Annotated in this window: 25 protein-coding genes; 17 read left to right on the forward strand and 8 right to left on the reverse strand. The window is 70.1% G+C overall.

Going from position 1 to position 19812, the window contains the following annotated elements; genetic code table 11:
* Positions 1-94: 94 nt before the first annotated feature.
* The 3 genes from ybaK to ABZU72_RS26995 form a co-directional block, all read right to left on the reverse strand.
* Positions 95-607 (reverse strand): Cys-tRNA(Pro) deacylase, encoded by a 513-nt coding sequence (gene ybaK / locus ABZU72_RS26985; protein ID WP_355021853.1) that lies wholly within the window; start codon positions 605-607, stop codon positions 95-97.
* On the reverse strand, positions 607-1275 hold the full coding sequence (locus ABZU72_RS26990; RefSeq protein ID WP_355021854.1) for an LON peptidase substrate-binding domain-containing protein: 669 nt from the start codon (positions 1273-1275) through the stop codon (positions 607-609). Before ABZU72_RS26990 ends, ybaK begins: the two co-directional genes overlap by 1 nt.
* Positions 1276-1350: 75 nt before the next feature.
* Positions 1351-2049: a hypothetical protein gene (locus ABZU72_RS26995; protein WP_355021855.1), complete on the reverse strand. Its 699-nt coding sequence runs from the start codon at positions 2047-2049 to the stop codon at positions 1351-1353.
* 138 nt (positions 2050-2187) lie between these two features.
* On the opposite strand from ABZU72_RS26995, the gene hisD reads away from it, so the two are divergent.
* From hisD to hisF, 12 genes are all read left to right on the forward strand, one after another.
* Positions 2188-3495: a histidinol dehydrogenase gene (gene hisD, locus ABZU72_RS27000; RefSeq protein WP_355021856.1), complete on the forward strand. Its 1308-nt coding sequence runs from the start codon at positions 2188-2190 to the stop codon at positions 3493-3495.
* Positions 3492-4586: a histidinol-phosphate transaminase gene (locus ABZU72_RS27005; RefSeq protein WP_355021857.1), complete on the forward strand. Its 1095-nt coding sequence runs from the start codon at positions 3492-3494 to the stop codon at positions 4584-4586. Before hisD ends, ABZU72_RS27005 begins: the two co-directional genes overlap by 4 nt.
* Positions 4583-5200: an imidazoleglycerol-phosphate dehydratase HisB gene (gene hisB / locus ABZU72_RS27010; protein WP_355021858.1), complete on the forward strand. Its 618-nt coding sequence runs from the start codon at positions 4583-4585 to the stop codon at positions 5198-5200. Before ABZU72_RS27005 ends, hisB begins: the two co-directional genes overlap by 4 nt.
* Positions 5201-5279: 79 nt before the next feature.
* Positions 5280-5939, forward strand: coding sequence for an imidazole glycerol phosphate synthase subunit HisH (gene hisH / locus ABZU72_RS27015; RefSeq protein ID WP_355021859.1), 660 nt, complete (start codon positions 5280-5282; stop codon positions 5937-5939).
* Entirely contained in the window at positions 5940-6272 is a 333-nt protein-coding gene (locus tag ABZU72_RS27020) for a hypothetical protein (protein ID WP_355021860.1), read from the forward strand. It begins immediately after the preceding gene.
* Positions 6273-6281: 9 nt separating this feature from the next.
* Positions 6282-6713: a DUF1801 domain-containing protein gene (locus ABZU72_RS27025; RefSeq protein WP_355021861.1), complete on the forward strand. Its 432-nt coding sequence runs from the start codon at positions 6282-6284 to the stop codon at positions 6711-6713.
* Positions 6710-7219, forward strand: coding sequence for a DinB family protein (locus ABZU72_RS27030; protein WP_355021862.1), 510 nt, complete (start codon positions 6710-6712; stop codon positions 7217-7219). Before ABZU72_RS27025 ends, ABZU72_RS27030 begins: the two co-directional genes overlap by 4 nt.
* 15 nt (positions 7220-7234) lie before the next feature.
* Entirely contained in the window at positions 7235-7903 is a 669-nt protein-coding gene (locus tag ABZU72_RS27035) for an isochorismatase family cysteine hydrolase (RefSeq protein WP_355021863.1), read from the forward strand.
* Positions 7900-8370, forward strand: coding sequence for an SRPBCC family protein (locus ABZU72_RS27040; protein WP_355021864.1), 471 nt, complete (start codon positions 7900-7902; stop codon positions 8368-8370). Before ABZU72_RS27035 ends, ABZU72_RS27040 begins: the two co-directional genes overlap by 4 nt.
* Positions 8371-8433: 63 nt before the next feature.
* On the forward strand, positions 8434-9153 hold the full coding sequence (locus ABZU72_RS27045; protein WP_355021865.1) for a VOC family protein: 720 nt from the start codon (positions 8434-8436) through the stop codon (positions 9151-9153).
* 68 nt (positions 9154-9221) lie between these two features.
* Positions 9222-9971: a bifunctional 1-(5-phosphoribosyl)-5-((5-phosphoribosylamino)methylideneamino)imidazole-4-carboxamide isomerase/phosphoribosylanthranilate isomerase PriA gene (priA, locus tag ABZU72_RS27050; protein WP_355021866.1), complete on the forward strand. Its 750-nt coding sequence runs from the start codon at positions 9222-9224 to the stop codon at positions 9969-9971.
* Positions 9968-10729, forward strand: coding sequence for an imidazole glycerol phosphate synthase subunit HisF (gene hisF / locus ABZU72_RS27055; protein WP_355021867.1), 762 nt, complete (start codon positions 9968-9970; stop codon positions 10727-10729). The genes priA and hisF overlap by 4 nt, the downstream gene beginning before the upstream one ends.
* Before the next feature lie 22 nt (positions 10730-10751).
* Here hisF and ABZU72_RS27060 read toward each other — a convergent pair whose 3' ends face one another.
* Entirely contained in the window at positions 10752-12179 is a 1428-nt protein-coding gene (locus tag ABZU72_RS27060) for a serine/threonine protein kinase (protein WP_355021868.1), read from the reverse strand.
* A 310-nt stretch (positions 12180-12489) separates the two neighbouring features.
* Entirely contained in the window at positions 12490-13113 is a 624-nt protein-coding gene (locus ABZU72_RS27065; RefSeq protein WP_355021869.1) for a TIGR03085 family metal-binding protein, read from the reverse strand.
* 88 nt (positions 13114-13201) lie between these two features.
* On the opposite strand from ABZU72_RS27065, the gene ABZU72_RS27070 reads away from it, so the two are divergent.
* A complete protein-coding gene (locus ABZU72_RS27070; RefSeq protein WP_355021870.1) occupies positions 13202-14986 on the forward strand; it encodes an ABC transporter ATP-binding protein in 1785 nt (594 codons plus the stop codon).
* Positions 14983-16800, forward strand: coding sequence for an ABC transporter ATP-binding protein (locus tag ABZU72_RS27075; RefSeq protein ID WP_355021871.1), 1818 nt, complete (start codon positions 14983-14985; stop codon positions 16798-16800). The genes ABZU72_RS27070 and ABZU72_RS27075 overlap by 4 nt, the downstream gene beginning before the upstream one ends.
* A 10-nt stretch (positions 16801-16810) precedes the next feature.
* On the opposite strand, the gene ABZU72_RS27080 is transcribed toward ABZU72_RS27075, so the two are convergent.
* The gene (locus ABZU72_RS27080; RefSeq protein WP_355021872.1) at positions 16811-17203 is read right to left on the reverse strand and encodes a nuclear transport factor 2 family protein; all 393 of its coding nucleotides are present in this window, start codon (positions 17201-17203) and stop codon (positions 16811-16813) included.
* A 105-nt stretch (positions 17204-17308) separates the two neighbouring features.
* On the opposite strand from ABZU72_RS27080, the gene ABZU72_RS27085 reads away from it, so the two are divergent.
* A complete protein-coding gene (locus ABZU72_RS27085) occupies positions 17309-18058 on the forward strand; it encodes a helix-turn-helix transcriptional regulator (RefSeq protein ID WP_355021873.1) in 750 nt (249 codons plus the stop codon).
* 8 nt (positions 18059-18066) lie between these two features.
* Here the strand turns inward: ABZU72_RS27085 and ABZU72_RS27090 are convergent, their stop codons facing one another.
* Together ABZU72_RS27090 and ABZU72_RS27095 are read right to left on the reverse strand one after the other, a co-directional pair.
* Positions 18067-18483, reverse strand: a complete 417-nt coding sequence (locus tag ABZU72_RS27090; protein ID WP_355021874.1) for a DUF2752 domain-containing protein — start codon at positions 18481-18483, stop codon at positions 18067-18069.
* The gene (locus ABZU72_RS27095; protein WP_355021875.1) at positions 18480-18734 is read right to left on the reverse strand and encodes a CD225/dispanin family protein; all 255 of its coding nucleotides are present in this window, start codon (positions 18732-18734) and stop codon (positions 18480-18482) included. The genes ABZU72_RS27090 and ABZU72_RS27095 overlap by 4 nt, the downstream gene beginning before the upstream one ends.
* Positions 18735-18907: 173 nt before the next feature.
* Here ABZU72_RS27095 and hisI point away from each other — a divergent pair, with 173 nt between their 5' ends.
* Positions 18908-19264: a phosphoribosyl-AMP cyclohydrolase gene (gene hisI / locus ABZU72_RS27100; RefSeq protein ID WP_355021876.1), complete on the forward strand. Its 357-nt coding sequence runs from the start codon at positions 18908-18910 to the stop codon at positions 19262-19264.
* Positions 19261-19812: a Trp biosynthesis-associated membrane protein gene (locus ABZU72_RS27105; RefSeq protein ID WP_355021877.1), complete on the forward strand. Its 552-nt coding sequence runs from the start codon at positions 19261-19263 to the stop codon at positions 19810-19812. Before hisI ends, ABZU72_RS27105 begins: the two co-directional genes overlap by 4 nt.

The raw sequence follows: 19812 nt of genomic DNA on the forward strand, positions 1-19812 counted from the left end.
TGTGGAAAAAAAAAAACATAACGAACGCAGTGTCGAATCTAGAGGACGAGCCGACTCGGCGTGGGTTTCGGTCAGTTCGCGCCGACTCGGCGGGTCATCTGGCGATGGGGGCCGTGGTGGCGTACGTGATCTTGATCAGGTCGGCGGGGGAGAGCTCGATGTCGAGGCCGCGTCGGCCGCCGGAGACGTAGATCGAGTCGTACGTCGTCGCGGACTCGTCCAGGACGGTCCGGTGGGGACGCTTCTGGCCGACGGGTGAGATCCCGCCGGCGACGTAGCCGGTCGCGCGCTCGGCCGCGGCCACCTCGGCCATCTGCGCCTTCGAGCCACCCAGAGCGCGCGCCAGTGCCTTGAGGTCGAGCTGGCCGGTGACGGGGACGATGCCGACGACGAGCTTCCCGTCCAGGGAGGCCATCAGCGTCTTGAAGACCCGCTTCGGCTCGACGCCGAGGGCCTCGGCGGCCTCCAGGCCGTAGGACTCCGCGCGCGGATCGTGCTCGTAGGGGTGCAGGGTGTAGTCGATGCCGGCCTGGGTGAGGGCCACGGTCGCGGGGGTGCCTCCGCCGGCCCGTTTTCCGGCCTGCTTCCCGGGTTGTTTCTTGGGCATCAGTTGGGGGACCACTTCGTGCGGGCGACCTCGGTCGCGGGCAGCGAGGGGATGACGTTCATCGCCTTGAGCTCGGAGCGGAGCAGGTCGGTGGCCATGCCGAGGCGTACGCCGGCATCGGGTGCCTCCAGGAGCGACTGCCGCTCGGGCATCGGCAGGGGAGTGGTGGCGGAGATGGTCCAGGAGAGGAACTCCGGGTCCTTCGGGAGCGAGCCGGAGAACGGGTCGTCGCGGAACTCGAGCAGCGCGGCCCGGTAGGCGGTGAAGGTCGCCCGTGCGGTGTCGACGATCGCGTTCGGGACCGCGACGTGGTCCTCGGGGAGGTCCTCGACGTCGGCGACGGGGAAGTCGCCCGAGCTGACCAGGCTGTCCATCCGGATCCGGTCGACCGCGAGCACCTCGAGGTCGAAGGAACCGTCCTCGTGCCGCTCCACCTCGGTGATCAGCAGCTTCACCCCGACGCGGTAGAGCGACTGGGCACCGGTCTCACCGACCTCGTAGCCCTCGCGGATCGCGACCGAGCCGAAGTGGCGGTCCTCCTCTTCCTGGCGGAGCAGGTGGTGCACCATCGCGCGATAGCGGTCCTCGAAGACGCGCAGCGGCAGCGTCACGCCGGGAAACAGGACCGCGTTGAGCGGGAACATGGGTAGTCGCTGGCGCTCGTTCACGGGCACCAACCTATGGGGGCCGCGGGCGTGTGCGCCCGCGAACCCCCGTGTTGTTTCAGCAGCCGACCCGAGCCGTCAGTCGTCGTAGACCGCCCGGTCGATCTTGGTGTGGTAGCGCTGACCGCCGGCGGCGCCGAGGACGGCCCCGACGAGCATCACGGCCAGGAGGGCGATGCCGGTGATCACGGCGCCCCAGGTGAGCTGGTCGGTGCTCAGTCCCACGCTGGGCAGGTCGACCTGCCGCAAGATGTCGTAGCTGGCGCCGAACACCGCGCCGGCGCCGGCAGCGATGATCATCACCACGAGCGCCACGATCCACACGCCCAGGCCCTGTCGGCGGGCGTCGAAGCGGGACATCCGAGCGGCGACGTACCCGCCGGCGTAGTAGCCGACGAACATCACTACGGCGAGCGTGATGGCCGCCGCGAGCCCGACCGAGCCGGACATCTCCTGCAGGTCCGTCTGGGTCCAGTTCTGGTTGGTGCCGATCGCCGAGGCGACGGCGCTGATGATCGCTCCGAGAAGGACGGTGACTCCGATGGCTACCAGCCAGCCGAAGAAGCAGGCGCCCCAGTTCATGCCTCCGTAGGTGTCGTGGAGGGCGGCGCGTCGGCCCTCCTCGGCGTTGTGCGGGCGCTTGACGCGGTCGTCGTGGCCGACGACCGCCGGACCACCGGGGTGGTAGTCACGGGTCGAGGCGTGGTTCTCGTCGACGCCGGGCTGGTTCTCGGCTGCTTGCTGGTGTTGTCGGTGGAACGGTCGTGTCAGTGCCATGACGATCCTCCTTTGGTGGGTCGGAGTTCCGAGTACCCCGATCGGGGCGCCGTATGCGTCTCTCCGCCGCGTGTCGCGCGGCGTCCACGTGGCGTCGGCAGATCGGCTCAGGAGGCCGCCCACTCGTAGACTTGAGGCATGATCCGCCGCATCGACCTGAGGGGTGCCGACAGAGGCGCCGCTTCGACCATCGACTACCGCGCCGCCGTTCCGCGTGCCGAGTTCGACATCGAGGCGGCCACTCATGCGGTGCAGCCGATCATCGACGCCGTCCGCGAGCGCGGCCAGGAGGCGATCGCCGAGTTCTCCGAGAAGTTCGACGGCGTGCGCGTCGACGACATCCGGGTCCCCGCCGGGGCACTGACCAAGGCGCTCGACGAGCTGGACCCGGCGATCCGGGCGGGGCTCGAGGAGTCGATCGCGCGGCTGCGTACGACCTGTGCCGCCGAGCTCGAGAAGGACGCGGTCACCGACCTGGCGCCCGGCGCCCGGGTGACGCACCGCAAGGTGCCGGTGGGGCGCGTGGGGCTCTATGTGCCTGGTGGTCTGGCTCCGCTGGTCTCCTCGGTGCTGATGAACGTCGTTCCGGCGCAGGTCGCCGGGGTGCCTTCGATCGCGCTGGCCTCGCCGCCGCAGAAGGAGTTCGGGGGGCTTCCGCAGCCCACCATCCTGGCCGCGTGCGCGCTGCTGGGTGTCGATGAGGTCTACGCCGTCGGCGGTGCCCAGGCGATCGCGATGTTCGCCTACGGGGTCGATCCGTGCGAGCGCGTCGACATGGTCACCGGTCCCGGCAACATCTACGTCGTCACCGCGAAGCGCCTGCTCAAGGGGCAGGTCGGGATCGACTCCGAGGCGGGCCCGACCGAGATCGCGATCCTCGCCGACGAGACCGCCGAGGCCGCCTACGTCGCCGCCGACCTGATCTCCCAGGCCGAGCACGACCCGCTGGCCGCATCGGTGCTGGTCACCGACTCCGAGACGCTCGCCGCCGACGTGGAGGCCCAGCTCGACAAGCAGGTCGCCGCGACCAAGCACGTCGAGAGGATCCGTACGTCGCTGACCGGTGCGCAGTCGGGCATCGTGCTCGTCGACGACATCGACCAGGGCGTCGACGTCGTGAACGCGTACGCCGCCGAGCACCTCGAGATCCACACCGCCGACGCCGCGCGGGTCGCCGGCCGGATCCGCAACGCCGGCGCGATCTTCGTCGGCTCCTACGCCCCGGTGTCGCTGGGCGACTACTGCGCCGGGTCCAACCACGTGCTGCCCACCGGCGGCTGCGCCTGCCACTCCTCGGGTCTCTCGGTGCGGGCCTTCACCAAGTCGATCCACGTCGTCGACTACTCCCGTGAGGGGCTGGCCGCGGTCAAGGACCACGTGGTCACGCTCGCCGAGGCCGAGGACCTGCCGGGCCACGGCGCGGCCGTGTCGGTGAGGTTCTCATGAGCTGGCCGCCGATCCGTGCCGAGCTCGCCGGGATCGAGCCCTACGGCGCTCCGCAGCTGGACGTCCCGGTCCAGCTCAACGTCAACGAGAACCCCTACCAGCCCTCCGCCGAGACGGTTGCCGACATCGCGGCCAGCGTCGGTGAGGCGGCGCGCACGCTCAACCGCTATCCCGACCGCGAGTTCGTCGCGCTGCGGGAGGGGCTGGCGGCGTACCTCTCCTCGGATGTGGAGGCGCAGATCGCGCCGGAGCAGGTGTGGGCGGCCAACGGGTCCAACGAGGTGATGCTGCAGCTGCTGCAGGCCTTCGGTGGTCCGGGGCGCACCGCGATCAGCTTCGCGCCGACCTACTCGATGTATCCGGAGTACGCCCGCGACACCAACACCGAGTGGGTCGTCGGACACCGCGAGAGCGACTTCGCGATCGATCTCGAGAAGGCACGGGCGCTGGTCGAGGAGACCCGGCCCCACGTCGTACTGCTGCCGAGCCCCAACAACCCCACCGGCACCGCGCTGCCGCCGGAGGCGGTCACGGTGCTGTGCGAGGCGGTCGGCGACGATGGCATCGTCGTGGTCGACGAGGCCTACGGCGAGTTCCGGCGGTCCGGAGTGCCCTCGGCGCTGGAACTGCTCGACCGCCACCGCAACCTGGTCGTCACCCGCACGATGTCGAAGGCGTTCGCCGGAGCCGGGCTGAGGCTCGGCTACCTGGCGGCCGACCCGGCGATCTGTGACGCGATCCGCGTCGTACGCCTGCCCTACCACCTCTCCGCGGTGACCCAGGCGGCGGCGAGCGCGGCCCTGCGGCACGCGCCGGAGCTGCTGGGCTACGTGGCCGATCTTCGCGAGGAGCGGGACACGCTGGTGGAGTGGCTGCGTGAGCAGCGGCTCGAGGTCGCCGACTCGGACGCCAACTTCGTCCTCTTCGGCCGCTACGCCGACCGGCACGCGGTCTGGCAGGGGTTGCTCGACCGCGGCGTGCTGATCCGCGAGACCGGGCCCGACGGATGGCTGCGGGTCTCGGTCGGGACGCCCGACGAGATGACCGCTTTCAAGCAAGCTTTGACCGATGTGAATGGAGCACGCGCATGACGCGCACTGATCGGACCGCCCGGATCGAGCGGGAGACCTCGGAGTCGAAGGTCGTCGTCGAGGTGAACCTCGACGGCACCGGACGGGTGGACGTCTCGACGGGCGTCGGCTTCTACGACCACATGCTGACCGCCTTCGGACGGCACTCCCTCGTCGACCTGACCGTGCACTCCGAGGGTGACGTGCACATCGACGCCCACCACACCGTCGAGGACACCGCGATCGTGCTCGGCCAGGCGCTGCGCCAGGCGCTGGGGGACAAGAAGGGCATCCGTCGCTACGGCGACGCGACCGTCCCGCTCGACGAGGCCCTGGTGCGGTGCGTCGTGGACGTCTCCGGCCGTCCCTACTCGGTCCACACCGGGGAGCCGGAGGGCCAGCAGTACGTGCTGCTCGGCGGCTCCGGGGTGCCCTACCTCGGCTCCCTGACCCAGCACATCTTCGACTCCATCGCCCACCACGCCCACCTGACGATGCACGTCAACGTGCTCGCCGGGCGGGAGCCGCACCACATCGTGGAGACGCAGTTCAAGGCGTTCGCGCGGGCGTTCCGCGACGCGATCGCCTACGACCCGCGCGAGACCGGGATCCCGTCGACGAAGGGCGCACTGTGAGCGAGCGTCAGCGAGTGAACAATCGTGTCCCTACAGCGCCGCGTTCGTATTCTGGCGCTTGCGTCACGGACGTGGTGCTGTGAGTGCACCTTCCGTCGTCGTCCTGGACTACGGCTCCGGAAACGTACGCTCCGCCGTCCGCGCCGTCGAGCGCGCCGGTGCCTCGGTCGAGCTGACCGGTGACCTCGACGCCGCGATGGCGGCCGACGGTCTGCTGGTGCCCGGTGTGGGGGCTTTCGAGGCCTGCATGAAGGGCCTGCGCGCGATCCGCGGCGAGCGGATCATCGCCCGCCGGCTCGCCGGCGGTCGCCCGGTCATGGGGATCTGCGTCGGCATGCAGATCCTCTTCGAGACCGGCATCGAGCACGGTGTCGAGACCGAGGGCTGTGGCGAGTGGCCCGGAGTCGTCGAGCGTCTCCAGGCACCGATCGTGCCCCACATGGGCTGGAACACGCTCGACGTGCCGTCCGGGACGTCCCTGTTCGCGGGCGTCGAGAAGGAGCGGTTCTACTTCGTGCACTCCTACGGCGTACGCGACTGGACCCTGGTCACCAACGACCGCACCGTCGCGCCGCTGGTCACCTGGGCGGAGACTGGGCCTGACTCTGGGGGTGGCGACCGGTTCGTGGCCGCCGTCGAGAACGGCCCGCTGAGCGCCACCCAGTTCCACCCGGAGAAGTCCGGCGACGCCGGCGCCGCGGTCCTGCGCAACTGGGTGTCCTCCTTGAAGGCGGCGTAGGTGGCCCAGACCGGAGCCCGGGCGAAGGCCCGCGCCGAGCGCGAGCGGCTGGCCGCCCAGGCCGCCGAGGAGCGGGCCGCCCGGACGGCCAGGTCCGCCTCCCGCCGAGCCCGGCGGGAGCGGTTGACCGGCTGGGTTCCCGCTCGCCGGTCCCGGCCGGTCAGTGCGCTCGCGGAGCGCCGGCGACGCAACGTACGGATCCTGATCGTCGTCCTGCTCCTCCTCAACGCGCTCGTCTACCTCGTCACCGAGGACGTCGGCACGGTGGTCTTCGCAGGCGTAGCGTCGGTGCTGGTCGCGCCGGTCGTCTACACGATGCTGTTCCGCCGCTAAAGTGGCCGGATGGCCAAGACGACCTGGACCGACGCCGATCCGGTGGGTTTCATCGAGGCTGTCGAGCCCGCGGGTCGTCGTCGGGACGCCGCCACGCTGCTGGAGCTGATGCGGCGCGCCACCGGGGTGGAGCCGCGGATGTTCGGCACCGCGATCGTCGGCTTCGGCGAGTACCACTACAAGTACGCCAGCGGCACCGAGGGCGATGCCCCGGCCGCGGGATTCTCACCGCGCAAGGCCGCCTCGGTCGTGTACCTCAACGACGGCATCTCGGCCCATGAAGACCTCCTCGCCCGCCTCGGCCAACACACCCACGGCGTCGGCTGCCTCTACCTCAAGGACGTCGCTGCGGTCGATCTGGGTGTTCTCGAGGAGATCATCCGGCGCTCGTACGCCACCCTCACCGGCGGCACCTACGGCAAGCGCGCCGCGGAGGGATGAGCGTCGTGATCGACGACTTCGCGAAGGCTCATCTGCACGACAAGCTCCGTGGCGTGCGCGAGGCGCTGGTGTGGAAGCTCGAGGGGCTCTCCGAGCATGACGTCCGCCGCCCGATGACGCCGACGGGCACCAACCTGCTCGGGCTGGTCAAGCACAACGCCCTCTCCGACGCCCGCTACTTCGGCGAGGTCTTCGGCCGTACGCCACCGGTCGACCTTCCACCGTGGGACGCCGCCGAATGGTGGGACGCCACCCACCGGGCGACGGAGCACGAGAGCCGGAGCGTTGTCCTCGACCTCGCCGACCGCGTCTGGTCCCACGTGGACGCCACCATCGAGGCGCTCCCGATCGACGCTCCCGGCCACGTGCCGTGGTGGAACGAGGACGTCATGCTCTTCAACATCATGGCCGCCCGCCTCTGCGACGCCACCCGTCACGCCGGCCACGCCGACATCCTCCGCGAGACCATCGACGGCTCGGTCGGCGTCAACCCCGAGACCGCCTGAGTGGTGGCGCCGAGCGTGCACAGGTGGGCGATCCCCGAGCGGGAGTACGCACGCCACGAGGCTAGGCGGGGTAGGCGGCACGCGTACGAGAGCCTCGACCCGGCCAGGACCGCGCTGGTCGTCGTCGATCTCGTGCCGTTCTTCTACGAGGCGAACGAGACGTGCTACGCGATCACCCCGAACGTACGTCTGCTGACGGATGTCCTCCGTGGGGCCGGCGGCGTCGTCGCATGGGTTGTGCCGGGAGACCCCGGACCGACGACCTGGGCGCGGGAGTTCTGCGGGGAGGAGGTCGCCGAGATGTTCCGGCGCAGCGGTGGCGCGGGGCCGATCGAGGGGCGGCTCGGGCCTGGTCTGGAGGCGCACGATGGCGACGTGCTCGTCGAGAAGACCGCGACCAGCGTGCTCTTTCCGGGCAGCTCGACGCTGCATGACGAGCTTCGGGAGCGTGACATCGAGACCGTTGTCGTCACCGGCACGCTCACCGAGGTCTGCGTCGCCGGGACGGCGCGGGACGCGGCAACGCTGGGATATCGCACGATCCTGGTCGCCGACGCCACCGCCGGTCGTGACGACGAGTCCCACAACGCGACGCTGACGACCATCTATCGCACTTTCGGCGACGTACGCAGCACCGACGATGTCCTCGGGCTCGTCGCCGCCGGATGTAGTGTCGGGACATGACCGATTACGAGGTCTCCAGATCCGCGATCCTGCCGTGCGACATCGGGCGCGCGCACGCGATGCTCGACGACTTCCATCAGTGGCCGGCCTGGTCGCCCTGGGAGGAGCTCGACCCGGACATGTCGCGGACCTACTCGGGCGCCGAATCCGGTGTCGGCGCGCGCTATGCCTGGTCGGGCAACAAGCGCGCGGGGGCCGGCTCGATGGAGATCACCGAGTCGCGCCCCGAGCACATCGAGGTCGCGCTGGGATTCCTGAAGCCGTTCAAGAGCCGGAGCACGGTGAGCTTCGACCTGGCCACCGTCGCCGGCGGTACGCAGCTGAAGTGGACCCATGCCGGGTCGGTGAGCGGTGTGATGGGGCTGATGACCAAGTTCTACTCGATGGAGAAGGCGATCGCGCCCGACATGGAGAAGGGGCTGGCCAAGCTGGCGACCGTGGCCGCGCGGCCCGCCGGTACGGACTGATTCCGTCGGCGCGGCTCCGAAACCGATTGCGTACCGGTCCCGGCGCGACCTAAGTTGCCGAACATGACACCTCGGCGGTTCGGGATCTGTATTGACGCCAACGACCCGGAGCGGGTCGCGGAGTTCTGGGCAGCGGTGCTGCGCCGGGAGACCGAGACGAATGGCGACGAGATCCGGCTGCTGCCACGAGCGGAGGACGACCTCCGGATCCGGTTCCTGCCCACCGACGCGCCGAAGACGATCGAGAACCCGCACCATCTCCATCTGACCAGCAGTCTGGCCGACGACCAGCAGCGGACCGTCGACCGGCTGATCGGTCTCGGCGCCACACACGTCGACGTGGGGCAGCGGCCGGACGAGGACCACATCGTGCTCGGCGACCCGGAGGGCAACGAGCTGTGCGTGATCCCTGCCGGCAACAGCTGGCTAGCGGGGACCGGGTTCCTGGGGGAGGTCGCCGCGGACGGGTCGCGGGAGACCGGGATCTTCTGGAGCGCGGCGCTCGCCTGGCCGCTGGTCTGGGACCAGGACGGCGAGACCGCGGTCGCGACACCGTCGGGCAGCGCCAAGGTCGCCTGGGGCGGGCCGCCACCGGTGCCGCGTGGGCCGCGGGACCGGTTCCGTTTCGACCTGATCGCGCCCGAGGACACCGGCCCTGCTGATGAGATCCGGCGCCTCGTCGGGCTCGGCGCCACGGTCGTTGCCGAGACGTACGGTGACGGGCGGTGGGCGAGGATGACGGATCCGGATGCGTACGAGTTCGAGTTGCTCGCGCCTCGCTGAGCGAGGACGCGTCTCGCAGCAGGACGGCGGGGCAGGGGTGACGGCGTACAGAACATAGGATCGTCCTCATGGGTGACTACCTCGAGCTCCTGCCGGCCGTCGATGTGAAGGGCGGACAGGCGGTGCAGCTGGTCCAGGGCGTGGACGGGTCGGAGAAGCGGTTCGGCGATCCCTACGAGGCTGCCCTGAGGTGGCAGGAGACCGGGGCCGAGTGGATCCATCTGGTCGACCTCGACGCCGCGTTCGGTCACGGCAACAACCGCGAGATCGTCGCCGGGATCGTCGGCAAGCTCGACATCAAGGTCGAGATGAGCGGTGGGATCCGCGACGACGAGTCGCTCGAGGCCGCGATGGCGACCGGCTGCCGCCGCGTCAACATCGGCACCGCGGCGCTGGAGAACCCGGAGTGGACCCGGCAGGCGATCGCGACCTACGGCGACCGGGTTGCGGTGGGTCTGGACGTACGCGGGCGAACCCTCGCGGCGCGCGGCTGGACCAAGGACGGCGGCGACCTCTACGAGACGCTCACCCGCCTCGACTCCGAGGGCTGCGCGCGCTACGTCGTCACCGACGTCAACAAGGACGGCATGCTCCAGGGCCCCAACCTCGACCTGCTGCGCGCGGTCTGTGAGGCCACCGATCGCCCGGTTGTCGCGAGCGGGGGAGTGACCACCATCGACGACATCGAGGCGCTGATGGGTCTGGTCGAGGTCGGCGTGGAGGGTGCCATTGCCGGCACGGCGCTCTACACCGGGTCCCTGGACCTGGCCGATGCGCTCGATCTCACGCTCGGCCGGCCGCGCGGGGACCAGTCATGACCCTGGCCGTACGCGTCATCCCCTGTCTCGACGTCGACGCCGGTCGCGTCGTCAAGGGGATCAACTTCAAGGAGCTGCGCGACGCCGGCGACCCGGTGGAGCTGGCCGCGACGTACGACAAGGAAGGCGCCGACGAGCTCACCTTCCTCGACATCTCCGCCTCCCACGAGGGGCGCGCGACGACGCTCGAGATCGTCACCCGCACCGCTGAGCAGGTCTTCATCCCGCTCACGGTCGGCGGCGGCATCCGCAGCGTCGACGACGTGGACCGGATGCTTCGTGCCGGCGCGGACAAGATCGCGGTCAACACCGCGGCCATCGACCGGCCCGAGCTGATCGCCGAGATCGCCGACCGGTTCGGCAACCAGGTGCTCGTACTGTCCGTCGACGCCCGGCGGGCGCCGGCCACCGACTCCGGGTTCGAGGTCACCACGCATGGCGGTCGCAGGTCAGCGGGCCTGGATGCGATCGAATGGGCTGCCAAGGCCGTCGAGCTCGGTGCCGGTGAGATCCTGCTCAACGCGATGGACGCCGATGGCACCGAGGACGGCTTCGACATCGACCTGATCAAGGCCGTACGCAGCGAGGTGACCGTCCCGGTCATCGCCTCCGGTGGCGCTGGGAAGGCCGAGCACTTCCCGCCTGCGGTCGACGCCGGCGCGGACGCCGTCCTCGCGGCCACGATCTTCCACTTCGGCAAGGTGCGGATCGGCGAGGTCAAGCAGGCGCTCTCCGGCGCGGGCGCGGCTGTTCGCTGACGGGTCGCCCTGGCGCGGGCGGCTAGCTCAGCAGCGAGCTCGGGATCTGCCCGTGGCGTACGCGCTGGGGGTGGTTGCCGACGTCGAGGTAGGCGAGCTCCTCACCGGTGCGGAAGTCGATCACGGCGAGCGCGTCGGCGTCGGACAGCGATGCCCAGCAGGTGTTGCCGAGGCCTTCGGTGGTCCAGTAGGGCTTGCCGTAGTAGTGGCCGGTGGTCTCCTCGTCGAGGATGGTGTGCTCGCCGCTGGAGCGGTCGACCATCGCGACGTAGTCGTCCATCGTCCCCGCCGCACACAGGGTCTCGCCCTTGGAGTCGATCGAGAGGCCGTGATGGGCGGAGTCGTTGACGTAGAGCTCGCGCGGCAGCGGGGTGCGCTTGGGGAGCTGGATGACTCGGGTGACGGCGCCGGTGCGGGGCTCCTCGACGGAGCCGGTGGAGTAGCCGACCTTCCCGTCGATGTCGGCCGCCTGGGTGTCGAACTCGACCAGGCCGTGCAGGAACGACATCTGGAAGTAGATGAACCGCTCACCGGGGGCGACCGCCATCGGACGTACGGCTGAGGAGATCGAGGGGTAGCCGGCCTCCTCAAGCTCCTTGCCCATCTCCCAGCGCTGGGAGACCTCGAAGGTGGACTCGTCGACGATCTCGAACCAGCGGTCGCCCTTGATCGCGTCGTGGATCGGGCCGATCTTGATCGGCGGGAGCAGGTCGGTGCCGGGGATGGTGCCGAGGCCGAGCTGGTCGAGGTTGATCAGCGGCAGCGAGTCCAGCGAGATCTCCTTCTGGTCGCCGGGCAGGTAGACGCGACCGATGGAGGCGTGGAAGATGCGCGAGCCGTCCTTCGAGTAGTTGTTCTCGTGGGGCGTCTCGCCCGACTCGAACGTACGCAGCCGCTCACCCGTCCGCGGGTCGCCCGCACCACCCATCCAGTACTCGTGCACCGAGCGCGAGGTCGAGTCCGAGACCAGCAGCTTGGTGCCGTCGGGGGAGAGGCCCATGTGGTCGGTGCGGTGGCCGTCCATCTGCTGCTCGACCACGACGGAGTCCGGCGCGCCCGCGAGCGCCTTCTCGATGTCGATCCAGACCACATCGGCGAGGCTGGGACGCGAGACCGCCAGCAGCTTGCCGTCCCGGGTCGTGAACATGTCGTCCACGAGCTGGTCGTTGCCTTCGCCGGGGCCGTAGCGGACGAGGTAGTACATGGCCAGTCGCTCGGGATCCTGGTGGATCGCGGCGATCTCCTCGTCCTTGTCCGGCACCAGGTCGATGTCCTTGCGCAGCACGTCGAAGCTGCGAGCATCGACGATCGAAGCCGTCCCGTCCCAGTTGTTGCCCACGACCATCACGTCCCGCAGCTCTGGTGTCGCGCTCGCGCTCACTGCTGGAGCGGCTGCGCTGAGCGAGAAGACGAAGAGCATGGCGACGGTGACTGCTGCCGCACGACGCATCGTGGGACCTCCTGGGGGATTCGGTTATCTGAGACACAACGTCTCTGGGGGCGGGAGGTTACGGGCGGGTAGGCGTACGCCGACGCGAGACAAGAGGTCTCCGCGCGATAGAAGAAAAATTCCGCAACCCCAGCAAAACCACCCCCGGCCGAGGCACCCTCAGAGGCGAACGAAAATTCGTTCGCCTCCCCGACACCATCTGCCGAACTGGTCCCCGGACGGAAAGAAAAATTCCTTTCACAGGCCGACCGACGCAGTCAGGCCGACCGCCCAAGCTCCCAAGCCGCCAGCCCAATAAGAAACATCAGCCTCAGAACCCGAGACTGGCATTCTCCAACTGAGTGATTCGCTCCGCCGGGCCGTCGAAGGACAAGCCCCGCACCTCATGACGCCCGAAGCAGAAGAGCATGAGCTCGCCGACCGGGCCGGTGATGGTGACGGGCTCGTCGCCGGCGCGGAGGGTGGCGGTGTCGATGCCGTTGCTGACCACGAGCGGCATGTCGGCGGAGCGGACCAGGCCCCTGCCGAGCAGTTTCAGGGTGCGCCAGAGGTCTCGCTCGGCAGCGGCGGGGAGCGTACGCGGCTCCCAGCCCGGCTGGGCGCGGCGGAGGTCCTCGTGATGGACGAAGAACTCGACGGTGTTGACGGCCCTCTCGACGGGACCGAGCGCGAACGGCGTGCCCTTCGGGTCGCGGAGACGGGCGGCGAGAGACTCGAGCGGCTGGGCGGCGTACGCAGCCTCCGCCTTCCTCAGCACGGGCGCGAGCGGCGGCAGGAGGTTGCCCGCCGCTGCCCACGGGCGGCGTTCGCGTACGAGCAGATGCACCAGCAGGTCCTTGACCTCCCAGCCTTCGCAGAGCGTCGGGGCCGTCGGCCCGAGGGAGACGGCGGTGTCGCACAGGGCGATGCGCTCGGAGCGCGCGAAGGAAGCCACGGCCTGCACCTTATCGAGCCATTCCAGCGCAGGGTGGTTTCAAAAAAATTCGTCGCAGTCACGGTGCTGACCTAGGCTTTACCTCGAGATGAGCGACGAGGAACAAATACCCCAGCGGGCCACGACGACCGACGGGTTCAAGGTTCTCGGAGTCGCCATCCGGCGCGAGTGGGCGGTCTTCACCCTCTCGACTCTGGGCTCCGCGCTCTTCGGTGCGCTGACCGTCGCCGACGCCTGGGTGCTGGGCTGGTCCACCGACCATGTGCTGGTGCCGGCGCTGCGCGACGGCGAGATCGGCGCCGGCTGGCTGTGGGCCGTGGTCGGACTCTTCGTCGGTGTCGCGATCCTGCGGGCCGTCGGGGTGGTGGCGCGGCGGCTGGGCGCCGGGGTGATGCAGTACCGCATGCAGGCTCATTCGCGCCGCGCGGTCACCCGGCAGTATCTGGCGCTTCCCCTCGCCTGGCACCACCGGCACCCGACCGGCGAGCTGCTCTCCAACGCCAACTCCGACGTCGAGGCGTCGTGGGCGCCGATCGCGCCGCTGCCGATGGCGGTCGGGACGCTCGCGATGATGGTGATCGCGATCGGGCAGATGTTCTGGACCGACGTCGTCCTGGCCTCGGTCGCGATCCTCGTGTTCCCGGCGGTCGTCGTCGCCAACCTGGTCTTCCAGCGCTTCTCCTCCCCGCTGATGACCCGCGCCCAGCAGTTGCGCGCGGAGCTCTCCGGGATCGCCCACGAGTCCTTCGACGGCGCGCTCGTCGTCAAGACGCTGGGCCGCGAGGCCGAGGAGACCACCCGCTTCCAGGACAAGGCCCAGGAACTGCGCGACGTCAACATCCACGCCGGCCGGCTCCGCGCCGCCTTCGACCCGATCCTGGCCGCGCTGCCCAACATCGGGGTGCTCGCCGTCCTGGCCGTCGGCGTCGGCCGTGTCGCCAGCGGTGCCGCGGCGCCCGGTGACGTCGTCCAGATCAGCTTCCTGCTCACCATCGTCGCCTTCCCGATCCGTTCCTTCGGCTGGCTGCTGGGGGAGTTCCCGCGCAGCGTGGTCGGCTACCGGCGGGTCCAGCGGGTGCTGGACGCGACCGGACGTCTGGCCTACGGCGAAGAGACGACCAGCCGCGAGCCGACCGGCGCCCGCGTCCGGGTCGACGGCATCTCCTACGCCTACGCCGGCGGCCCGACGCTCCTCGACGGTGTCGACTTCGAGGTCGAGCCGGGGCGTACGGTCGCGATCGTCGGCGAGACGGCCGCCGGCAAGAGCACCCTGACCATGCTGCTCGCGCGGCTGGTCGACCCGGAGACCGGCCGGATCACCCTGGACGGCACCGACCTGCGCGACCTGGGCGCGGGGGAGTGGGCCCGGGTGGCGGCGCTGGTTCCGCAGACGGCCTTTGTCTTCGACGACTCCGTACGCGGCAACGTCACCCTCGGCGCCGACCTCACCGACGACGAGGTCTGGTCGGCGCTCAAGGCGGCCCAGGCCGACGGCTTCGTCACGGCGCTGCCGAAGGGCCTCGACACCACCCTGGGCGAGCGGGGCGCGAGCCTCTCCGGCGGGCAGCGTCAGCGCCTCGCTCTGGCGAGAGCGCTCGTACGCCGCCCACGACTCCTGATCCTCGACGACGCCACCTCGGCGGTCGACCCGGAGGTCGAGCAGCGCATCCTTGCCGCGCTGCGTGACGGCGCCAACGACACCAGCCTCATCGTGGTCGCCTACCGCAAGGCCACCATCGCGCTCGCCGACGAGGTCGTGCACCTCGAGGACGGCCGCATCCGCGACCGCGGCACCCACACCGAGCTGCTCGCCCGCGACGAGTCCTACGCCCGCCTGGTGAACGCCTACGAGACCCCGGAGACCGCCCAGTGACCGCGACCCTCGAACCCGAGACCCGGGTCGGCAGCGGCGAGGAGCTCGGCGCGATCGAGACCATCCGCCGGGGCATCAAGCACTCCCCGGAGCTGGTCGAGGGCATCCGCGGCACCTTCGCGCTGGCCGTGATCGCGAGCGTCGGGCAGGTCGTCGTACCTGTCGTCGTCCAGCAGACCCTCGACAACGGCCTCAGCGGTCCCGATGGCCCCGACCTCGGCTACGTCCTGCGCGCCGGCCTCATCGCGGTGGTCGCCATCGCGGTCACCGGCTGGGCGTCGTTCAAGATGACCAGCCGGCTCTTCACCGCCGCCGAGCGGGGCCTGGCGACGCTGCGTACGAAGGCCTTCCGGCACGTCCACGACCTGCCGATGCTCACCCAGTCGACCGAGCACCGCGGGGCGCTGGTCTCGCGGGTGACCAGCGACGTCGACCAGGTCAGCCAGTTCATCGTCTTCGGCGGTCTGCTCTTCATCGTCAGCATCGGGCAGATGCTGATCGCCACCGTCGTGATGGTGATCTACTCCTGGCAGCTCGCGATCCTGGTGTGGCTCTGCTTCGGCCCGCTCTTCCTGAGCCTGCGGTTCTTCCAGCGCAAGCTGTCCGCGGCCTACACCCTCTCCCGCCGCCAGGTCGCCAAGATGCTCTCCGCGGTCTCCGAGCCGGTCGTCGGCGCGGCCGTGGTGAAGGCGTACGCCGTCGAGGACCGCACCCAGGAGCGCATCGACCGCGAGATCGATGCCACCAGCGCCGCCCAGATCAAGGCTCAGGCCTACACCTCGGTCTTCTTCAGTCTCGGTGGCCTCTCCGGCGGCCTCGCCAACGCCGGCGTGATCGTCGGTGGCGTCCTGCTGGCGCTCGCCTACCAGGGCACGAGCGGCGCGCTGACCGTCGGCGAGATCCTGGCCTTCGCGTTCCTGGTGACGCTGTTCGTGGGCCCGGTGCAGATGGGTACGCAGATCCTCACCGACGCGCAGAACGCGATCGCCTCCTGGCGGCGCACGATCGGGATCCTGGACACCCCCGCCGACCTCGTCGACCCGGGCGCGGCCGGCACGGTCCTGCCCCGCGGCCCCCTCTCGATCGAGTTCGACGCGGTCACCTTCGCCTACCCCGGCGGCCGCCCGGTCCTGCACGACATCTCCTTCGAGATCACGCCCGGCCGCCGGGTCGCCGTGGTCGGCGAGACCGGGTCGGGGAAGTCGACGATCGCGAAGCTGCTCACCCGGGTGATGGACGTGACCGACGGCCGGGTCCGTCTCGACGGCGTCGACGTACGCGAGATCGGCAACGCCTCGCTGCGCACCAGCGTCGTGCTCGTCCCGCAGGAGGGCTTCCTCTTCGACTCCACCCTGGCCGACAACGTCCGTTACGGGCGGCTGGACGCGACCGACGAGGAGATCGAGGAGGCCGCCCGGATCCTCGGCCTGGGGGACTGGCTGGCCGGTCTCCCCGCCGGCGTCCGCACCAGTGTCGGGCAGCGCGGCGAGTCGCTCTCGGCCGGCGAGCGCCAGCTCGTGGCGCTCCTGCGAGCCCAGCTGGCCGACCCCGACCTGCTCGTCCTCGACGAGGCGACCTCCGCCGTCGACCCGCGGTTGGAGATGCGGATCAACCGGGCCCTGGAGCGCTTGATGAGCGGTCGTACGTCGGTCACCATCGCCCACCGGCTCTCCACGGCCGAGGCGGCCGACGAGGTGATCGTCGTCGACGCCGGACGCCTCGCCCAGCGGGGGCCGCACGGCGACCTGGTGGCGCAGGCCGGCTCGACGTACGCACGCCTGCACGCCTCCTGGGTCGCCCAGCAGGGCAGCTGAGACCGAGAGCTCAGGCGTCCCACCACGACAGGTGGGCGGCGGCCTCGGCGGCGGGCTCGATGATCTCCCACGACTCGGCGATCATCGAGCCCTCGAACCGGCAGATGTCGACGACGGTGATCTCGGGTCCGCCCGGCAGCCGGCGACGGGTGTGCATCACGACGTGATCGTCGGCGGCCAGCACGTGCTTCACCTCGACCTCCATGCCGTCGATCCGCTCGAGCGAGCCGCCGACGGCGTCGAGCCACTGCTCCTTGGTGGACGAGGTCGCGTCCGGTCGATGGTGCCGGAAGTCCGGGGCGAGCAGCTGCTCGAGAGGCCCGGTGTCACCGGTCGCGACAAGCCCCGCGAAGGCGGTGGTGACAGCCCTGACGGCGTCCGTGGATGTGCTCTGTGTGGTCATGCCGCCAGTGTGTTCGGCGTCCCGGACCGGTGTCGATGACATGGGAGTTCATGGCGCACGACCTGCTGATGAGCGATCCTGGGGCCTGTGTACACAGTGGGCGAGATGTTGCGGGAATGGCGGCATCGTCGTCGCCTCAGCCAGCTCGACCTGGCGATCGCCGCCGATGTCTCGGCACGCCACGTCAGCCTGGTCGAGACCGGCCGGTCCCGGCCGAGCACCGACATGATCCTCCGGCTCGCCGACCAGCTCGACATCCCGCTCCGGGACCGCAACCGACTCCTGCTCGCCGCCGGCTTCGCGCCGCGCTACACCCAGCGGCCCCTCGAGGACGATGCGCTCGCGGCCGCTCGCGACGCGATCGGCCGGGTTCTGCGTGCCCACGAGCCGTACCCGGCCCTGGTGGTCGACCGTCGCTGGAACATCCTGATGACCAACCGCGCGGTCGACCGGTTCTTCGCCGGCGTCGACCCCGAGCTGCTCGAACCACCCGTCAACCTCGTACGCCTCGGCCTTCACCCTCGGGGCCTGGCACCTCTCGTCGTGAACCTGGCCGACGTACGTGCAGTGTTCCGAGCGCGGGTCAGGCGTCAGCTCGCCATCGTCGCGGACCCCGAGCTGACCCGGCTCTACGAGGAGGTGCTGGCACCCGTCGGCCAGGATGACGAATGGTCGCTCGCGCTCGAGGCGGATGTCGTGATCCCGATGACGCTTCGCGTCGACGGCCGCGAGCTGAACCTCTTCTCGACGATCACCACCTTCGGGACCCCGATGGACATCACCCTCGACGAGGTGGCGATCGAGTCGTACTACCCCGCCGATGAGGAGAGTGCCACCTACTTCGCCGACAGGTAGCGGCGACGCTACGCCGCGAGTGCGGTGAACGGCGCCCAGGGCAGGTTGCGGACGACCGTGAAGACGACGGTCAACGCCAGCCAGGAGTAGAGGGCTGCGGGGGAGCGCGCCCAGCCGGGAGCGGGGCGACCGCCGACGCGGCCGCGAAGCCAGAAGAGCCAGAGCAGCGCGAGCATCGGCAGCCCGAGCAGGAACATCAGCGCGTTGTGGCCGATCGCGCCGGAGACGTCACCAGACAGCAGCGACATCGTGCCGCGCGTCATCCCGCAGCCGGGGCAGTCGATGCCGGTGAGGGCGTGGATCGGGCACGGCGGAACGTAGGCGACGAGCTCGGGAGAGGTGGCGAAGACGGCCGCGAGGCCCGCCGCGCCGGCCACGACGGCCAGTGGGACGAGCCCCGCACGCACCCGTGAGGGTGTGGTCACATGGTCCCCGACTGGGCCATGCCGACGCCGAGGACGACCGAGGCGATGATGTAGAGGACGATCACGACGACGCCGGTGATGGCGCCGATGATGCCCCACTTCTTGGCGCCTTCGGCGTCACCCTGGACGGCCTTGACGATCGAGACGATGCCGAAGGGCAGGCAGCAGAAGAGCGTGACCAGGATGCCGATCACGAGGGCGCTGGTGTCGGTCTGCTTCGCCGGTGCCGGCTGCGGGGTGGGGTTAGCCATGGTGCGGTGTTCTCCAGTTTGAATAGTCGACTCGACGAGTCGGCTGACAGGGCCGTACCGAGACCGGCCCAGATGACCGGGAGAGTCTGGCAGCCCGGGGCCTCGAGGGCGCCCGATCAGCGCCGCGACATGCCGGTTGTGTCCGTACTGTTGCCCGGCGGGATACTGGAGCCGTGACTACTGGACCCACGAGCGAGGGACTGGACCCCGCCATCGCCGACCGCCTCAAGCGCAACCCCGACGGACTGGTGCCCGCGGTGGCGCAGCAGCATGACACCGGCGAGGTGCTGATGCTCGGCTACATGGACGACGAGGCCCTGGCGCGCACGCTCGCGACGGGCCGGGCGACCTACTGGTCCCGCAGCCGGCAGGAGTACTGGGTCAAGGGGGAGACCTCCGGCCACCGGCAGTACGTCAAGGAGGTCCGCCTGGACTGCGACGGCGACACGATCCTGCTCAAGGTCGACCAGGAGGGCCCCGCCTGCCACACCGGCGACCACACCTGCTTCGACGCCGGCCTGATCTCATGAAGGCCACCTTCGGCCCCACCGTCATCGCCGGACTCGCCGGCGCGGCCCTGGCCGCGTGGGCAGGCTCCAACGAATGGGTGAAGGTGACCGCCCCGGCCCAGATGCCGACCGACCTCAACGACTCCCCGGCCACGACCGGCCTGGCCCTGGTCGCCCTCGCGGCCTGGGGCGTGGTCCTGGTCACCCGAGGTCTCGTACGCCGCCTGGTGGCCGCCCTCGCGGGTCTGGCCGGGATCGGCGTGATCGTCACCTTCTTCGGCCATGCCGGGATCGACGCGCTCGGCCGGGCGATCGACTCCGAGGTGGTCTGGGGCGAGACCGAGCACACCACCACCCCCTGGCCCTACCTCGCGCTCCTCGGCGGGGTCCTGACCGTCGCGGCGGCGGTCGCGGCCGTACGCCTGGCTCCTTCGTGGCCCGAGATGGGCCGCAGGTATGACGCTCCGGCCACCGCGAAGCCGGAGCAGAAGCCGTTGGAGGAGCAGTCCACGATCGATGTCTGGAAGTCGTTGGACGAGGGTCGGGACCCGACAACGGGGGATCAATGA

Origin of the sequence: Nocardioides sp. NPDC004968, assembly GCF_040608935.1 — a bacterium.
Taxonomy (GTDB): domain Bacteria; phylum Actinomycetota; class Actinomycetes; order Propionibacteriales; family Nocardioidaceae; genus Nocardioides.